The organism is Bacillus sp. EKM206B, from assembly GCF_011066015.1.
GTDB lineage: Bacteria > Bacillota > Bacilli > Bacillales > Bacillaceae > Bacillus > Bacillus velezensis.
Genome location: NZ_JAAMNL010000004.1, coordinates 23665 through 39664, shown reverse-complemented (window position 1 = coordinate 39664; position 16000 = coordinate 23665). Strand labels below are relative to the sequence as shown.

Annotated in this window: 17 protein-coding genes and 1 riboswitch; of the genes, 11 read left to right on the top strand and 6 right to left on the bottom strand. The window is 44.5% G+C overall.

The window, feature by feature from the left end; all coding sequences use genetic code 11:
- Positions 1–31: 31 nt before the first annotated feature.
- The 4 genes from G9F50_RS09015 to G9F50_RS09000 all read left to right on the top strand — a co-directional run bounded on the left by G9F50_RS09015 (position 32) and on the right by G9F50_RS09000 (position 3754).
- Complete coding sequence (locus tag G9F50_RS09015) at positions 32–742, top strand: AraC family transcriptional regulator (RefSeq protein ID WP_060562885.1); 711 nt, start codon at positions 32–34, stop codon at positions 740–742.
- Positions 743–810: 68 nt separating this feature from the next.
- Positions 811–1143 carry a chaperone CsaA gene (gene csaA, locus G9F50_RS09010; RefSeq protein ID WP_043021809.1) on the top strand — a complete coding sequence of 111 codons (333 nt, stop codon included), beginning with the start codon at positions 811–813 and terminating at the stop codon, positions 1141–1143.
- Between the two features lie 329 nt (positions 1144–1472).
- Entirely contained in the window at positions 1473–3269 is a 1797-nt protein-coding gene (locus tag G9F50_RS09005; RefSeq protein WP_060562887.1) for a T7SS effector LXG polymorphic toxin, read from the top strand.
- 20 nt (positions 3270–3289) lie between these two features.
- A complete protein-coding gene (locus G9F50_RS09000; protein WP_060562890.1) occupies positions 3290–3754 on the top strand; it encodes an SMI1/KNR4 family protein in 465 nt (154 codons plus the stop codon).
- 39 nt (positions 3755–3793) lie between these two features.
- On the opposite strand, the gene G9F50_RS08995 is transcribed toward G9F50_RS09000, so the two are convergent.
- From G9F50_RS08995 to G9F50_RS08980, 4 genes are all read right to left on the bottom strand, one after another.
- The gene (locus G9F50_RS08995; protein ID WP_060562892.1) at positions 3794–4075 is read right to left on the bottom strand and encodes a hypothetical protein; all 282 of its coding nucleotides are present in this window, start codon (positions 4073–4075) and stop codon (positions 3794–3796) included.
- A complete protein-coding gene (locus G9F50_RS08990; protein ID WP_060562894.1) occupies positions 4068–4598 on the bottom strand; it encodes a MarR family winged helix-turn-helix transcriptional regulator in 531 nt (176 codons plus the stop codon). The genes G9F50_RS08995 and G9F50_RS08990 overlap by 8 nt, the downstream gene beginning before the upstream one ends.
- Positions 4541–4852, bottom strand: coding sequence for a hypothetical protein (locus G9F50_RS08985; protein WP_060562901.1), 312 nt, complete (start codon positions 4850–4852; stop codon positions 4541–4543). The genes G9F50_RS08990 and G9F50_RS08985 overlap by 58 nt, the downstream gene beginning before the upstream one ends.
- A gap of 85 nt (positions 4853–4937) precedes the next feature.
- Positions 4938–7001 (bottom strand): molybdopterin oxidoreductase family protein, encoded by a 2064-nt coding sequence (locus G9F50_RS08980; protein ID WP_060562903.1) that lies wholly within the window; start codon positions 6999–7001, stop codon positions 4938–4940.
- 147 nt (positions 7002–7148) lie between these two features.
- A riboswitch (SAM riboswitch) is annotated at positions 7149–7241 on the top strand.
- A 121-nt stretch (positions 7242–7362) separates the two neighbouring features.
- On the opposite strand from G9F50_RS08980, the gene G9F50_RS08975 reads away from it, so the two are divergent.
- The 3 genes from G9F50_RS08975 to G9F50_RS08965 are packed head-to-tail and all read left to right on the top strand — an operon-like array spanning position 7363 to position 11133.
- Positions 7363–8379, top strand: coding sequence for a 2-hydroxyacid dehydrogenase (locus G9F50_RS08975; protein WP_060562905.1), 1017 nt, complete (start codon positions 7363–7365; stop codon positions 8377–8379).
- Positions 8372–9838, top strand: coding sequence for an FGGY-family carbohydrate kinase (locus G9F50_RS08970; protein ID WP_077722439.1), 1467 nt, complete (start codon positions 8372–8374; stop codon positions 9836–9838). The genes G9F50_RS08975 and G9F50_RS08970 overlap by 8 nt, the downstream gene beginning before the upstream one ends.
- A 47-nt stretch (positions 9839–9885) precedes the next feature.
- On the top strand, positions 9886–11133 hold the full coding sequence (locus G9F50_RS08965) for an RbtT/DalT/CsbX family MFS transporter (RefSeq protein ID WP_060562909.1): 1248 nt from the start codon (positions 9886–9888) through the stop codon (positions 11131–11133).
- A 31-nt stretch (positions 11134–11164) separates the two neighbouring features.
- Here G9F50_RS08965 and G9F50_RS08960 read toward each other — a convergent pair whose 3' ends face one another.
- Positions 11165–11926 (bottom strand): hypothetical protein, encoded by a 762-nt coding sequence (locus G9F50_RS08960; RefSeq protein ID WP_060562912.1) that lies wholly within the window; start codon positions 11924–11926, stop codon positions 11165–11167.
- Positions 11927–11991: 65 nt separating this feature from the next.
- Positions 11992–12297, bottom strand: coding sequence for a DUF948 domain-containing protein (locus G9F50_RS08955; protein WP_003153826.1), 306 nt, complete (start codon positions 12295–12297; stop codon positions 11992–11994).
- A gap of 129 nt (positions 12298–12426) precedes the next feature.
- On the opposite strand from G9F50_RS08955, the gene G9F50_RS08950 reads away from it, so the two are divergent.
- The 4 genes from G9F50_RS08950 (at position 12427) to proB (ending at position 15970) form a co-directional block, all read left to right on the top strand.
- Positions 12427–13143 (top strand): 3-ketoacyl-ACP reductase, encoded by a 717-nt coding sequence (locus G9F50_RS08950; protein WP_015417604.1) that lies wholly within the window; start codon positions 12427–12429, stop codon positions 13141–13143.
- A gap of 290 nt (positions 13144–13433) precedes the next feature.
- Complete coding sequence (gene rtp, locus G9F50_RS08945; protein ID WP_003153833.1) at positions 13434–13802, top strand: replication termination protein; 369 nt, start codon at positions 13434–13436, stop codon at positions 13800–13802.
- Between the two features lie 176 nt (positions 13803–13978).
- Positions 13979–14827 (top strand): pyrroline-5-carboxylate reductase, encoded by an 849-nt coding sequence (gene proC / locus G9F50_RS08940; RefSeq protein WP_063124861.1) that lies wholly within the window; start codon positions 13979–13981, stop codon positions 14825–14827.
- 24 nt (positions 14828–14851) lie between these two features.
- The gene (gene proB, locus G9F50_RS08935; protein WP_060562913.1) at positions 14852–15970 is read left to right on the top strand and encodes a glutamate 5-kinase; all 1119 of its coding nucleotides are present in this window, start codon (positions 14852–14854) and stop codon (positions 15968–15970) included.
- Positions 15971–16000: the final 30 nt, after the last annotated feature.

The window sequence follows — 16000 nt, the reverse complement described above, 5'->3', positions numbered from 1 at the left end:
AAAAGACACATCATGTAAAAAGGAGGGACAAATGGATTCATTACAACATATCATTTGTGAGCGGCGCACCTATTCACATATTTTTGATTCTCATGCACACGCATACTGCCAAATGCTCTTTCCGCTCGAAGGACAGCTGGACCTGGAGACAGAAAGACGTGAAATCAGATTAAAACCTGACCAAATGCTGTATATTCCGCCCGGGCATGAACATCGGTTCCGTTCTTTGGAGCGAAATGAATGTCTCGTTCTCGACATACCGGCATTTTTTTTCAAAGGTTCCTTTGACCCCGGCGTTCTGAATAAGCTTGATCCTTTTTGGACATCGATTCGGTTTCTGCTGACAGAAGAGACAAAGCAGCAGTCGGCTCATTCATTGAGTCTGCTTGCAGAATATATTGCTGAAAAGATACAAGAAAACCGTACGAATGATTCAATTGCGTATATCCGCCGAAATCTCTCAAAGACTTTTACAATTAAAGAGCTCGCCGCAATGGAACATTACCACCCGGCGTATTATTCCGACTGGTTTAAAAAGCAGACGGGAAAAAGCCCGCAAGCTTATATTGCTGAGCTCCGTATGAAGAAAGCGGAACAAATGCTTATTGAAACAAAATGCCGGCTGACAGACATCAGTCAGGAGGTCGGCTTTCAAAATTTGTCTTCCTTTACCAGATGGTTTGTCAGACATAAGGGAATAACGCCGCGTGTCTTCCGAAACACCTTTCAATCTGATAAATAATCCTGAAAATCGGTTAAATAAACTGCTTCTTTTTTTGGTAACATGATTGTAAAAAAGGAGTTTTTGATATGGCAGTCATTGAAGATTTTATCAAGCTTGATCTCAGAATAGGAACGGTCGTAAAAGCGGAAGTATTTCCGGAAGCAAAGGTGCCGGCCATTAAGATGACAATAGATTTCGGCGAAGAGATCGGCATGAAACAATCAAGCGCCCAGATTACAAAACGGTACGAACCGGGTGATCTGACGGGCAGACAGGTGACAGCTATTGTCAACTTTCCGTCGCGGCGGATCGCCGGATTTAAGTCAGAAGTTCTCGTTCTCGGCGGCATCCCGGAAAAAGGAGACGTTGTCCTGCTTACGCCAGAGCAGACAGTACCGAACGGAACGAAAATCGGATAATAAAAAAAGACGTTTGCAGAAGCAAACGTCTTTTGCGTATTGAGGCGATACACCACACGCCACATTCGTGTGTGCCGCAAGGGCATGTGCATCGGCTTACACAATTCAGCTCATCGCTATATAAATATAGCATGGCGGGTGCGGAAATGCAAGAGATTTTTTAATATATGTTATATCTGGCTTTGTTTTGCCGATCCCCGATCTTTCGTGTAAGGTTTTCTTTGAAATTTTATGATCTTGAATAAAGCAGTTCGACAAATGCAAGAGATTCATCTAATCTTATATCCTGTGGTAAAATTTAGGAATAAAGAAGCGGGAAGGAAACGTAAATGAAAGTATTTGAAGCAGCCTCGTTCATTTCAGCCGCAGAAAAGCGGGCAAAACAATACGATCAGATTAGAGAACAATTTATCAATCTCAGAAAAGCATTTCAGGGAATGGCTGACTTAGACGACAGTGAGTTTTCAGGCAAAGGCGCAGACAACATTAAAGCCTTTTTTCAAGATCACGCCGGTGTCACAGACAGCTGGCTTGATCTGATCGATATGAAGATTGCGTTTCTTAACAGTATTTCAGGAAAAGTAGCTGATGCCGGATTAGCCGATTCCTTTGTGGAAGAGTCATTTTTAGAACATGAGCTGATTCATGCGAAGAATAAATCACAAGCCATCATGCAGGAGCAGCGCAATGAAATGAAAGGTATCCTTGATGAAATCAGTGATATCATTCATCTAGAAGTTTTCTCGACAGAAGATGTCGATCAAAAGCTGGATTCAGCAGATAAAAAACGGGATGAGACCATACATAAGCTCGGAAAGCTTGATCATGATCTAACGAAAGAATACGCAGAAACCGAGGCAAACGAACATTTCATTCAGGCAGATTTTCAGCAGCTTCAAAATGCCACGGGTAAAGGGAAAAACGCAACACCACTTCACTATAACGCCAAAGCATACAGGGAAAGTGACATACATAAGAAAAAAGGCGAGATTGCAAGACATTCGGATGCTTATTTGACGATTAAAAAGGAAGAGGCGAAAGAACGGGAAATCAAGGATCTGAAGAAAAAGCTGGCTGACGGTGTGGCCGATCCGGATGAATATTTGGAAATTGTGAAGAAGATCGGCTATGAAAACCTTGAACCTTCCCAGCAGCAATATGTCATTCAGCTTGAACAAGCAAAACAGCTGGAAGAAGCCGGAGAAGTGACTTGGGATATATTAAAAGGAGCCGGCGTTGGTTTATATGATGTCGGGAAAGACACGGTAACCGGTCTATGGGACTTCATAACCGATCCGGGAGAAACCTTGTCAGCACTGGGGAATGCAGTACTTCATCCTGTTAAAACATATGATGCTGTTTCAGCAGCAATCGAGGAATCGTATCAAAAGGATATGGTAAATGGAGATGCTTACTCCAGATCAAGATGGGTGACATATGCAATTGGTTCAGCAGCTGTGGCTGTCGTCGGAACGAAAGGCGCAGGAGCCGTTAACAAAGCTGATGCGGCGGGGAAGGTCATAAACAAGACAGGACAGGCAGGGAAGAAAATTAAAGACATTAAACTTCCAGAACTGCTTCCTTATAACTCTAAATATGATCTTGCTCTGTCGGGTGACGTACCATACAATGTGGTTGACAGCCAAAACCTTAAAAATGAACTTTTGACCTATGCAAAGAAAATCCCGGATGGAACGAGAAAGCCGTTTACTGGTCAAGAAATAAACCTTCCTTGGTTAAATAAAGAAAAGTATGGTGCCTTTGAGGTTAAGGGCAAGGTAAAAGCAAAGGGAAAAGTTAAAGACATAAGCCGCAGAGTGTATACTATGAAAGATATTGATATGAACCAAAAAAATCGTAAAGGCCTTACGAATCTTCAATTAATGAAAAGTGGAAATGCACCTTTTGCGAAAGATGGGACACAAATAAATCTACACCATTTAATTCAAGAGGAGCCTGGTCCAATGCTTGAAATTCCAAATAGCTTACATACTAAATATAGCGGCATTATCCATAGGCTTAAATCTGATGGTGAAAGCTTTAGAAACGATCCGGTTCTAAAAGCCCAGTATGATAATTTCCGAGACAGGTATTGGAAATGGAGAGCAAAACAATATGAAAAATAAAAAAGGAATGAGAGATATCAATGGACTTATATGAAAAAACTATAGAGTTTATAACTGAAAATAAAGCAGACAGTTATTTTACTAGAGGAATAAGTGAAAAAGAGATTATTAATATAGAGAAGGAGCTCCAACTACAACTTCCTGATAGTTATAAATGGTTTCTGAGAAACTTTGGCTCTGGCGGCTTATATGGAATTGATATTTTAGGGTATGACTTTGGCGGGGCTTCGGTAGTTGAAACCACAGAGGAATATCGTAATTATTATCAGTTATCTGATGGACTTGTGATATTAGAAGATATTGATTTTTTTGCTTATGCCTTAGATACTAATAAAATGAACAGTAATAATGAATGCCCTGTTTTTATTTGGGATAGAGTACTTGGATACCAAGACAAGCTAGCCGACAGCTTTATTGAATTTTTCTACAGAAGGCTGCTTGAAAAAAAAGAAAACTGGGAAGAAGATGAAGACTGGGACGATTAATAAAAGAAAGCTCTCTTTTAGAGAGCTTTTTTCTGATTTTCAATTTTTAACAGGCTTTATAATGAGCAAACAGGCATTACTCAAAATACTCGCCGCGCCTATCCAAAGCAGCCATTGTGTTGCGGTCAGCCATGAGGCAGTTAGGATAAAGAGTCCAATGGCAATTGATATATAATTGCCGGCTCGGTCCAGTTTACGTTTGCGATGAATTTTATATTTGGCATGAGAAATAAATTGATCAATTTTATCTTTCAGCTCATAGCAATTTTCCTTCATTTTATCCTCTGTTTCTTTTACTTTTCGATAAACCATATTATTCATCGTCTGCACTCCCATATCGCCGTTTTGAAAATTCAGCCATGATTTTTTCTTCATAGTCATCTGAGATGAATTGTGCCTGATCTTTAACTTTCAAATGTGCTTTTTCTTCAAAACCATCCTGTTCTTCACCATCAAAACGATAAAGTTTTTGCAATAGCCTCCAGAATGTTTCAATTTCATCAGTTGTGAAGTCATGAAACATATCCGCTAAAAAATAGGTGGATTTTTCTGAACAGGAAATTAACGCTTTTTTTCCTTCAGCGGTAATCTCAATATTGATTGCACGTTTATCCAGTTTGCTTGGCACAGTGTGAACATATCCTTTTTTCGCGAGGCTTGAAATTAATTTGTTAGCGGTTTGTTTTGTTGTGCCCAGCTTTTTAGCGATATTCATAAGTGTGGTATCTTCCGTCGGTAAATGGGCAATAGCAATAAGAGTCATGTGCTGTCGGGAAGTCAACATTTCTAAGTATTCGTCCCCCCGAGCCTGCACTTTATTGACAACCGAAAATAATGATGCCATTCTCTTAATGTATTCTTCTGCACATACCGCTTTCCGTTTCTCGTGATATGCGGAATGTCAGAGGTGTCGGGCACGATTTGTTTTGCTTCTTCCTTCGTAACTCCTAAATAATAACCAATATAGAAGTGCAGATCTTTTTCTTTAATGAGAATGTGGTCAGTGTGTTCATGAGGATCAGGTGATTTAAAGTTTTTCAATCCGTCTCCGATGAAATATCCGGCTAAAGCGATTCCGATGCCGGTAATGATATCCATACAGCAAACCTCCAATAAACGTTATCACTTTTTATACGGTGAAGCCGGCTGAAAGGATTCAGCCTTCATCAAAACCGCCCGGCGTTTATTGCGGGCGGTTTTGATTGCTGAGCTTTTCCACCTGCACCTTTCCGGAGAAGAAAACAGCGCCTCCGCCCATATCCGCCAGCCGATCGGGCGTGAGCGAGTTGACAAGCTGTTTTTTATCATCCATATCGGCCCAAAGACCTTGGCTGACTGCAACGCCGGGAAGCACCTGTTCGCCGACCGAAGCTGTTAATTCACACTCGCCGCGGTGATTCCAAACTCTAACGGTTTCCCCGTCTTCTATGTTCCGGCGTACAGCATCTTCTGTATGAATAAAAAGCTTTGGCGCTTTTTCTAATTTTACGTGTTTTTCATTATTCGAAAATGTTGAATTTAAAAAATTATGATTCGGTCCCGGGACAAATAAAAGCGGAAAATCGTCATCGCTCTCAAGAGGGATGTGTGTCGGCAGCGCCGGATAACCGTCCTGTTTCATCTTTTCCGAATATAATTCAATTCTTCCGCTCGGTGTCTTGAGCTTTCCCGGAAAAAGCGGTTTTTTCCGTTTGGCTTTCATGAAGGAATGGCGTGAGAGCGCTTCGTAATCAATATCCTCGATATACGGATTGTCGGGAAAGTCCAGCGCCTGTCTGATCAACTCTTCATCGGAATCCTGAAGCTCCTGCTCGGTAAATCCCATTGCTTCGGCAAGCAAACGGAACACTTCCGTATTCGATTTGCTGTCCCCGTAGGGTTCGATCACCGGTTTTTGCAGCTGAATAAAATGATGCCAGTAAGACGTGTAAAAATCTGTGTTTTCAAATGCGGATGAAGCAGGGAGCACGATATCCGCATATTTGGCGGTTTCCGTTAAAAATAGATCGTGAACGACTGTAAATAAATCCTCCCGCAGCAGGCCTTTTCTGACTTTATTCGCTTCCGGCGCAACCACTGCAGGATTCGTACCGTAAATAAACAGGGAGCGTACGGGCGGTTTTGTTTCTAAAAGAACGCTTCCGAGCCTGTTCATATTAAATGATCGCGGCTTCCTGCCGTAAAGCAGATCAGGCCGCTGGAGCGCTTGTCTGTTATAGTTTAATACCGCGCTGTTGTGCTTGATTGCGCCTCCTCCGGTGTTGAGCCACTGTCCTGTAACAGCCGGAAGGCAGGCGACGGTGCGGACGATCATTCCGCCGTTGTCATGGTGCTGAATGCCGTTTCCGATCCTGATAAGGGAAGGGGAGGTTTCCCCGTACATTCTCGCAAGACGTCTGATATCGTCGGCTTTAACGCCTGTAATAGCAGAAACCGTTTCCGGATCATAGTGTTTAACATGCGCTTTTAATTCGTCACTGCCTTCGGTGTATTCTGTGAGAAATGCTTCATCGTGAAGGTTTTCGTCGAATAAGACATGCATGATACCGAGGGCGAGTGCGGCATCTGTGCCGGGGCGAATGGAAATAAACCAATCGGCAAGCCGGCCGGTTTGGTTCTTATGTACATCGATAACGACAATTTTAGCTCCTTTTTTCCGGGCTTTTTGAGCAATCATGACTTGATGCATATTCGTGCTGACGGCATTGATCCCCCAAAAAATAAAGAGCTTTGCATGTATGGTCTCCTCCGGATCAGTACCCGCTCCTTCACCCATTGTATAGTTATAGCCTTCAGAACCGGCTTTGCTGCAGATCGTCCGTTCGAGATGACTCGCTCCCAGACGATGGAAAAAACGGCGGTCCATTCCCTCTGCCGCCAGTTTTCCCATATTGCCGTAAAAGCTGTACGGAAGAATGCTTTCCTCTCCTTCTTCGGCAATAAGCTCTTTCCAGCGCGCACTGATCGTATTGATCGCTTCCTCCCAGGAAATAGGCGCAAACGCGGCTTCACCTTTTTTACCGATCCGTTTTAACGGAACGGTTACGCGCTTCTCATCATAAATACGCTCAGCCATGTGTCTGACTTTGTTGCAAATATTCCCTGATGTGACCCGGTGATCGGGGTCTCCCTGAATGTTAACGATTTTTCCGTCTTTTTTTGTCACAAGCAAGCCGCATTGATCGGGACAGTCTAGTGAGCATACCGACTTAAAGACCCCGTTCGGCTGTTTTGCAGCAGAATTCATAGCCCATTTCTCCTCTTTGTTTATATTGTAAGCATTATAACATTTCAAAATCGAACGTCAATTCAGAAAAAAAGTGTTGACATCATGGAAAGACTTTTCTATGATGAGTTTATTCTTTTAAACAGCCTGACAATTTCATCATTTTATTTTCTATCCAGAGAGGTGGAGGGACTGGCCCTAAGAAACCTCGGCAACATTTATTGTGCCAATTCCAGCAAGCGTATGCTTGAAAGATAGGAAAGAATGATCTATACATATTTGTGTGCTTCAAGCGTATAAAGACGGTATATGAATCTCTTTCCTTCTTTGAGGAAAGAGATTTTTTTATGGGAAAATTTATGTGAAAAGGATGTTTTGCACCATGACGGTTTTAATTACTGCGCCATATCACGACGAGGGGCTGAAGGAGCTGACTGAGCTGTTCGGCCGGACTGTGCACCGGCCGTGGAAGAAGCACGGCCGGGCCTATCGGGAAGATGAATTGCTCCGAATGATTCAAGAGACAAACGCGTCGGGGCTTATTACTGAACTTGATGAGGTGTCTGAGCGTGTTATTGACATATTGCCGGATTCCGCTTTTATCGGTGTCTGCAGAGGAATGCCGTCTAATGTGGATATTGCGGCGGCGACTAAAAGAAAAATCCCCGTTTTCTTTACACCGGCCCGCAATGCCCAGGCCGTTGCTGAAATGTTTATCGGAAATGTGATTTCATTTTTGCGTCATACGTATTCTTCCCATCAGTGGCTGAAGGACGGGAAGTGGAATGGTGATTATTTGCAGGCTTACGTCAAATTCAGGGGAAATGAGCTGACGGGGAAAACAGTCGGCCTTATCGGTTTCGGCGCTGTCGGACAGAGAATCGCCCGGCTATTGGCCGCTTTTGATTGCAAGGTGCTTTACTATGATCCATTTGTCCGTCATGAAAACCGGGAGTATGAAAAAACGACGATTGAACGGGTATTTTCTGAAAGTGATATTGTTTCCGTTCACTTGCCGCGCACAGAAGAAACCATCGGCCTTATCGGCGCCCGGCACTTTCAATTGATGAAACAGGAAGCTGTTTTTGTCAATACGTCAAGAGCGGCGGTTACAGACAGGGAAGAGCTGCTGCGGGTGCTGAAAGAACGGCGGATTAAGGGAGCGATCCTTGACGTGTTTTATCACGAACCGCCTGAATCTTCTGATTATGATTTGATCTCTTTGCCGAATGTGTTCGCGACTCCCCATTTAGCGGGCGCAACATTTGAAGTGGAAGATCATCATGTGAAGATTTTAAATGAAGCGCTTTTCAAATGGAAACAAGATCAAACCTGCACAATACGTGAACTTTATAACAAAAGAGAACTTGAAACGGAAGGAGGAGGCTGTAATGGCTGAACAAAAAGGCTACCTTGTATTTGACATCGGGACTGGGAATGCGCGAGTCGCGGTCGTGACTGCCGGCGGCGAAGTGACCGCGCTTGAAAGGGAAGACATCGAATATGTGACGGATCCGCTTTATCCGGACGGACGATATTTCTCACCGGAAGGGTTATGGACGCAAATCAGCGCTATGGCAAGAAAGGCTATTGCCAAGAGCCCTCATATTACATTAATCGGAATCACCTCAACAAGCCAGAGGCAGGGAATCGTTTTGATCAATAAAGATAAAAAGGCATTTCTCGGTCTGCCCAACATTGATAACAGAGGGCGTGAATGGGAAGGCGGGATTGAGGCAGAAGACGAAGTGCATCAGCAAACCGGACGTCTTCCGAGCGCTTTATTTTCCGCCATGAAACTTGTTGGATTAAAAGCCAGACAGCCGTCTTTATGGAAAGAAGTGAAGTGCATCACAAGCATCAGTGACTGGGTGACATTTGAGCTGAGCGGAATTTTAAGCTATGAACCGTCACAGGCTGCTGAAACACTGCTGTTTGACGTAAGGAAAAAGGCGTGGTCAGAGAAATTATGCAACATCTTCGGTGTGTCTTCTGCCATTCTTCCTTCACTCGTCCGATCTGGGGCGGTTGTCGGAATGTTAACGTTTAAGAAAGCGGCGGTGCTCGGTCTTTCTGAAAGAGTGCCTGTGATTGCAGGCGGGGGAGACACACAGCTTGCCATCAAAAGTGCAGATGCAAAGCCGGGAGATATCGTCATCGTATCCGGCACAACGACGCCGATTACAAAGATAACAGCGGAGACCGGAACCGAAAGTTTAGAGAATGCATGGCTGAATTGCCATACAGAAGAAGGTCAATGGCTTCTTGAAACGAATCCGGGTGTAACAGGACTCAATTATCAAAAATTAAAATCCATTTTTTATCCGAATGAATCCTACAGCGTCATGGAACGGGAAATCGCAAGTCTGCCGAAACATGATCATGCTTGTATATCTGCGTTAGGCTCCTATTTATCGCCTGAGAAAAACGCACTGGCAAAAGGCGGATTTATATTTGACGCTCCGCTGTCCCAAAACTTAAGCAGAGCCCATTTTGTTAAAGCCGCACTGCTGGAAATCGCTTTTTCAATCAAATGGAACTATGAGGCGTTAACAGAGGCGGCTTCCTTTTCACAAGATTATGTGAAGGTGTGCGGCGGCGGTTTCCAAAGCGATGCTTTGACGCAGTTTCTTGCTAACCTTCTTCAAAAGAAAATCTATAAGAGAGAGGGGTTCAGCCAGGCATCCGCAATGGGAGCGGTGATGATTTGCAACGAAGCTCTCGGTGTGAAAGCAGAGCTTTCGACCCGCACAAAGATAATTGAGCCGGAAGCGGATCAGACGGATCTCTTCCTATATGAAGAATGGAAACATACGCAAAAATTATTTACTCATTTTCAACCGGCGGTGAAAGCCTGACTTGGGGATGAGATGACAACATGAAAGATTGCTGAGGAGGAACAAAAATGCTTAATAAAATAGGAATTCCAAAACAGCTCGCCTGGGGATTTTTAGGGGTCGTGCTGTTTATGATGGGGGACGGCCTTGAACAAGGCTGGCTCAGCCCGTTTTTAGTTGAAAACGGCTTGACGGTACAGCAATCAGCATCCCTGTTTACGGTTTACGGTATTTCTCTTGCTGTGGCGTCGTGGTTTTCAGGGGTCTGCCTCGAAGCCTTCGGCGCAAAGCGGACGATGTTTATGGGGCTGTTGTTTTACGTCATCGGAACAGCCGCGTTTATCGCATACGGATTTGAGAATCTTAACTTGCCGGTGATGTATGTCACGTATTTTATTAAAGGGCTGGGTTACCCGCTGTTTGCCTATTCATTTTTGACATGGGTGATTTACCGTTCGCCGAAAAACAGGCTCAGTACGGCGGTCGGCTGGTTCTGGATTGCATATTGCTGCGGGATGTTTGTATTCGGTGCTTGGTATTCAAGCTGGGCTATCAAATCCTTCGGCTATTTGAATACGCTGTGGAGTTCAATTTTCTGGGTATGCCTCGGCGCGTTTTTTGCTTTGATTTTAAATAGGGACCGCTTTGAAAAGAAAAAGGCAGATAAGCGGGAAAAGGCGCAGGAATTAATGAAGGGAATCACCATCCTTGCTGAAAATCCGCGCGTGCTCTCTGGGGGGATCATTCGGATCATTAACAGCATCGGAACATACGGATTTCCGGTATTCCTCCCGTTGCATATGGCGCAGCACGGCATTTCTACAAATGTATGGCTGCAAATTTGGGGAACGATCTTTCTCGGAAATATCGTCTTTAACTTAATATTCGGCGCAGTCGGCGATGCCTTCGGCTGGAAAAAGACCGTCATGTGGTTCGGAGGAGTGGGCTGCGGCATTTTTACTCTTTTATTATATTATGCTCCTGTTGTATCACATGGGAATTTGCTGTTCGTCAGCATTGTCGGTTTTATATGGGGAGGGCTCCTCGCCGGGTTCGTTCCGATCGGGGCTATCGTGCCGACGGCGGCCGGCAGCAATAAAGGTGCTGCCATGTCTGTGTTAAATCTGGCTGCGGGCCTGTCGGCATTTGTCGGCCCCGCGCTTGCCTGGGCGTTCATCGGGCTTGTCGGCGCACAAGGCGTTGTATGGATTTTCGCAGCGCTCTATTTCGTAAGTGCAATCTTGACAAATCAAATCAAAATACCTGAAGAGAAAACGGCAAAACACAATAAAGCATTGCCTGAATACGCTTCTTAACAGCAGCGCCCCGAAAATTCGGGGCGTTTTTTTACGGCTGCTGAAGAAACCCGGCAAACCGCTGCATTTGTTCACGTAACGATTGTTTGTTTTCGTGAAATTGTTTGAAACGATGTCCGTTTGCTCCGGACGGATGCGGGAAGCCTTCCAGAATGACCGCATGGCCCATTCTGCCGTTCTTCTTCAGCATGCGGCAGGCGGATTCTGCTGCTTTACCGAGAGGGATAAGCAGAATGTCCTTTTTCATCATTTCTATTTCATCCGGAAAACATGTCAGCGCGTAACGGCTGAGAAGAGCTGATCTGCTGATGGCCGGCCGGTGTCCCGTATAGTTTTTCTGTTTATAAAAAACAGGGTGTTTGATAACGGATGTCGTATGAAGCAGCTCCCGTTTTGAATCAAAAAACCGGGATGAATCCTCAACGTGAAGCGCGGCCGGCAGACCGCATTCATTAAGCATTTCGATGATGTGCTGCCTCATGGAACCGGAAAGTCCGGCCGCTTTTTTTGTCTCATATGCTATCAACTCAAGAGATTCGCCGTTTTTTAAAAGCTGTGCCGCTGCTTTGTAAGCCCGCTGCATCTGAAAAAAACCGGGTGTAATTCCGGAGATGACAACCGCAGCATGTGGGTTGATATACTCATTATGAGGCGAATAATACATATCCAGATCTCCGTCCTTGGCTAAATGGAACTCCGGAGTCAGCAAATCCGATTTTGTAAATCCTCCCGAAGATGATAATGCTTTAAGCTGCTGCAAAAAATGCGCAAGCCGCTCACGATCGCAAATCATGTTATGCCTCCTTGAATCCGCCAGTTTCTCTTAGTGTCATCAAAAACGTCGGATGACATGCAGGCTCATAAACCGCTTTTACCGGCGTTCCAGAGCATTTTCAGCACGTGAGGCGTTCCTTTAACTTCGGCTGCCGTCGTTTGCACGGCTGTTTTTTTAGTAAGAAAGTCTTCCTGCAGTTCTTTCTGCTTTTGTGATAACAAACGGGTTTCTGTTTTGATTTCTTCAACGGACGTCTGCATAGACGCTGTCGCGGCGTTAATCTTCTTTATATCAGGCGCTGTGTTTCTTTTAAAATGCACGGCGGATACGGCTGCATAAATTAATGCGGCAGCCGCAACGGCAGCACTGATATACAAAATGATGATCATCTGCTTTTCACTCCTTTTTTTCAGTTGATACCCTTTACGGGTCGTGCTGAATCATTTTATTTGCTAATTGTTTTTTTTCTGCTTATAATGTGAAATCGTACATAAGGACATTCAGAAAGGGTGAAAGACATGGAAAGCTTACAAAACAAAACGGCTCTAATCACGGGTGCGGGCAGAGGAATCGGCCGCGCCGCCGCTATCGCTTTAGCCAAAGAAGGAGTCAATATCGGTTTAATCGGCCGTACAGAAGCAAATGTCGAAAAGGTTGCGGAAGAAGTGAAAGCCCTTGGTGTAAAGGCATCATTCGCTGCTGCCGATGTAAAAAACCAAAAAGAGGTTGAACAAGCCGTCTCCTCTATTAAAGAAGAACTCGGTGAGGTTGACATCCTGATTAACAATGCCGGAATCAGCAAATTCGGGGGATTTTTGGATCTTACGCCTGAAGAGTGGGAAGACATCATTCAAGTTAATGTAATGGGTGTATACCACGTGACACGCGCCGTTCTTCCTGAAATGATTGAGAGAAAATCAGGAGATATCATTAATATTTCTTCTACGGCGGGCCAAAGAGGCGCCGCGGCGACAAGTGCGTACAGCGCTTCTAAATTTGCCGTTCTCGGTCTGACCGAATCTCTCATGCAGGAAGTCAGAAAACACAATATCCGTGTCAGCGCAATGACTCCGAGTACGGTTGCAAGCGACATGTCTATTGAATTAAATCTGACAGACGGCAATCCGGAAAAAGTCATGCAGCCTGAGGATCTTGCAGAATATATGGTTGCTCAATTGAAATTACATCCGCGCATTTTCATCAAAACTGCCGGTTTGTGGTCAACTAATCCTTAAACAAAAGGGGACCTGTCTTTGTGACGGGTCTTTTCTTTTTTTGATTTCGCAACCCGATTAAATAGGCATAAAGATCCGTTTTTGCAGAAAAAAGAGTGAAAAAGAAACCGATATCAGCTATAATTAAACTAAATAAACTATGTACCAAATGTTCAATGAGATTATTTTTCCCCGCATCCAAAAAACAAATCAATACAAACCAAACTGTCCGAACAATAAAAGGGAAAACGGAATATAAAGAGAATATTTAGTACATGGAATAATTTGTTAGAAGGAAGGATGTGCACATATTGAAAGAAGAAAAAAGAAGTTCAACCGGTTTTTTAGTGAAACAAAGAGCCTTTTTAAAGCTTTACATGATTACAATGACAGAGCAGGAACGGCTTTACGGACTGAAGCTTCTCGAGGTGCTGCGTTCGGAATTTAAACCCATCGGTTTTAAGCCGAATCATACCGAGGTGTACCGTTCACTTCACGAACTTTTGGATGACGGGATTTTAAAGCAAGTAAAAGTGAAAAAAGAGGGAGCCAAACTCCAGGAAGTCGTTCTCTATCAATTTAAAGACTATGAAGCTGCGAAGCTTTACAAAAAACAGCTTAAGACAGAGCTTGACCGCTGCAAAAAGCTGATAGAAAAAGCCATTTCAGATAATTTTTAAATCCGGCCGGAACGCACCCGGCCTCCCGGGCTCTAAAGGTTTGTTCTGTGATTCATTATACATAATAACAGGCTCGGAACAATACATATCAATAAAACCTTCAAACTTGACATCGACTCTTGAAGTGGTAACATAAAAAACGTGTGAAAAATACGAACAAAATACGAACAAGGGAGATGTTACCGATCTTAGATCAAAAGAAAGTTGCTTTTATCGGAGCAGGATCAATGGCTGAAGGAATGATATCAGGCATGGTCCGCGCAAAAAAAATTCCCAACCAAAACATCTGCGTGACAAACCGCCGCAATACAGAGCGACTCGCTGAATTGGAACATCAATACGGAATTCAAGGCATTGCTTTTGACAGCATGAAAACCGAAGACATTGATGTCTTTATTTTAGCCATGAAACCGAAGGATGCTGAAATCGCTCTTGCTACGCTGAAACGGCGTATCCAACCTCATCAAATCATCCTGTCTGTTCTGGCAGGCATAACAACCTCATTTATACAACAATCATTACATGACCGTCAGCCAGTTGTAAGAGTGATGCCGAACACATCCAGCATGATCGGCGAATCGGCAACAGCTGCGGCTTTCGGAGACCATGTCTCTTACGGTTCAGCAAAAACCGTGGTATCCCTTTTGGAATGCCTCGGGGAAGTGTACGTGATCAAGGAAGATCAGATGGACATTTTCACCGGCATCGCAGGCAGCGGACCGGCGTACTTCTATTATTTAATGGAGTTTATTGAAAAAGCAGGTGAAGAAGCCGGCTTAGACAAACGGCTGTCCCGCAAAATCGGCGCGCAAACGTTATTGGGCGCTGCTAAAATGCTGATGGAAACGGGTGAAAAACCGGATGTGCTTCGGGAAAACATCACCTCTCCAAACGGCACGACGGAAGCCGGCCTCGATGCGCTCAGGTCAGAAGGCGGCGGAGAAGCCATTGCCAAAGCCATTAAACATGCGACCGAACGTTCTATTGAGATCAGCAAAACAATTGAAAAAACGGCAGCACTATAATCGTTAAGAAACAGGAGTGATACAGTGACGTCTCGGACGAAGATCAAAAGAGTCGCGGTGAAAATCGGAAGCAGCTCACTGACGAGCCTGCACGGGGAAATCAGCAGAAGAAAGCTGGAAGCATTGGTGGATCAAATCGCACAGCTGAAAGACAGCGGCTATGAAGTGATTTTAATATCTTCCGGCGCAGTGGCGGCAGGTTATCGGAAGCTCGGGTTTATTCAGAAACCGGAAGGCCTCCCTGAAAAACAGGCTTCTGCTTCCATCGGGCAGGGATTATTAATGGAGGCTTATTCAAAGCTGTTTTTAGCGCACGGTTATGTCGCATCACAAATATTAATTACAAGAAGCGACTTTTCCGATGAATACCGCTACCATAATGTGCGCAATACGATGAACGTCCTTTTGGAACGAGGCATTATTCCGATTATTAATGAAAATGACACGGTCACAGTCAACCGGCTGAAATTCGGAGATAACGATACACTCGCAGCGAAGGTGGCAGGTTTAATTGATGCCGACATGCTTGTGATTTTATCAGACATTGACGGTTTATATGATGATAATCCGCGCAGCAACCCGAAAGCGAAAAGAATCAGACATGTAAGTGACATTACTCCGGAAATAGAAGCAAGCGCGGGAGATGCCGGGAGTGAAATGGGAACCGGCGGAATGCGTTCGAAACTAGATGCTTTTAAAATTGTGATGGCCTCCGGTATTAAAGGCTTTCTCGGGCAGGCTAACATTCCGGACATTCTGCTTCAAGCGGTAGATGAGGCGGCTGAAGGAACTTATTTTGAAGCGGAAGGAACCCTGCCGTTAAACCACAAAGAACAATGGCTTGCATTTAATTCCGGCCCCGAAGGCGAAATTGTGATGGAAAAGAAAAGCAGCCGTGATGTCGCGAACGGAAATTTGGCGCTGTCACCGCAGGATATCGAACAGATTAAGGGCAGATTCAGCAGCGGAGCGGTTGTCAGGCTGCTTGATCAGCAGGGAGAAGAGCTCGGACTCGGCATCGTCAACTATTCCTCAGCCCAGCTGAAGACATTTAAAGAAACGCCGCACAAACAGACCGATCAATCAGTCATTGATCCGGAAGCGTTTGTCTGCCACGTTGAACTATCCATTCCGATCGGCTGAGAAAGATCTATAAAAATATGAAAAAGCCCG

What these genes read in the sequence shown, in the direction of transcription:
- G9F50_RS09015 (WP_060562885.1), top strand. Translation starts at nt 32, where the DNA reads ATGGATTCATTACAACATATCATTTGTGAGCGGCGCACCTATTCACAT.
- csaA (WP_043021809.1), top strand. Translation starts at nt 811, where the DNA reads ATGGCAGTCATTGAAGATTTTATCAAGCTTGATCTCAGAATAGGAACG.
- G9F50_RS09005 (WP_060562887.1), top strand. Translation starts at nt 1,473, where the DNA reads ATGAAAGTATTTGAAGCAGCCTCGTTCATTTCAGCCGCAGAAAAGCGG.
- G9F50_RS09000 (WP_060562890.1), top strand. Translation starts at nt 3,290, where the DNA reads ATGGACTTATATGAAAAAACTATAGAGTTTATAACTGAAAATAAAGCA.
- G9F50_RS08995 (WP_060562892.1), bottom strand. Translation starts at nt 4,075, where the DNA reads ATGAATAATATGGTTTATCGAAAAGTAAAAGAAACAGAGGATAAAATG.
- G9F50_RS08990 (WP_060562894.1), bottom strand. Translation starts at nt 4,598, where the DNA reads ATGGCATCATTATTTTCGGTTGTCAATAAAGTGCAGGCTCGGGGGGAC.
- G9F50_RS08985 (WP_060562901.1), bottom strand. Translation starts at nt 4,852, where the DNA reads ATGGATATCATTACCGGCATCGGAATCGCTTTAGCCGGATATTTCATC.
- G9F50_RS08980 (WP_060562903.1), bottom strand. Translation starts at nt 7,001, where the DNA reads ATGAATTCTGCTGCAAAACAGCCGAACGGGGTCTTTAAGTCGGTATGC.
- G9F50_RS08975 (WP_060562905.1), top strand. Translation starts at nt 7,363, where the DNA reads ATGACGGTTTTAATTACTGCGCCATATCACGACGAGGGGCTGAAGGAG.
- G9F50_RS08970 (WP_077722439.1), top strand. Translation starts at nt 8,372, where the DNA reads ATGGCTGAACAAAAAGGCTACCTTGTATTTGACATCGGGACTGGGAAT.
- G9F50_RS08965 (WP_060562909.1), top strand. Translation starts at nt 9,886, where the DNA reads ATGCTTAATAAAATAGGAATTCCAAAACAGCTCGCCTGGGGATTTTTA.
- G9F50_RS08960 (WP_060562912.1), bottom strand. Translation starts at nt 11,926, where the DNA reads ATGATTTGCGATCGTGAGCGGCTTGCGCATTTTTTGCAGCAGCTTAAA.
- G9F50_RS08955 (WP_003153826.1), bottom strand. Translation starts at nt 12,297, where the DNA reads ATGATCATCATTTTGTATATCAGTGCTGCCGTTGCGGCTGCCGCATTA.
- G9F50_RS08950 (WP_015417604.1), top strand. Translation starts at nt 12,427, where the DNA reads ATGGAAAGCTTACAAAACAAAACGGCTCTAATCACGGGTGCGGGCAGA.
- proC (WP_063124861.1), top strand. Translation starts at nt 13,979, where the DNA reads ATGTTACCGATCTTAGATCAAAAGAAAGTTGCTTTTATCGGAGCAGGA.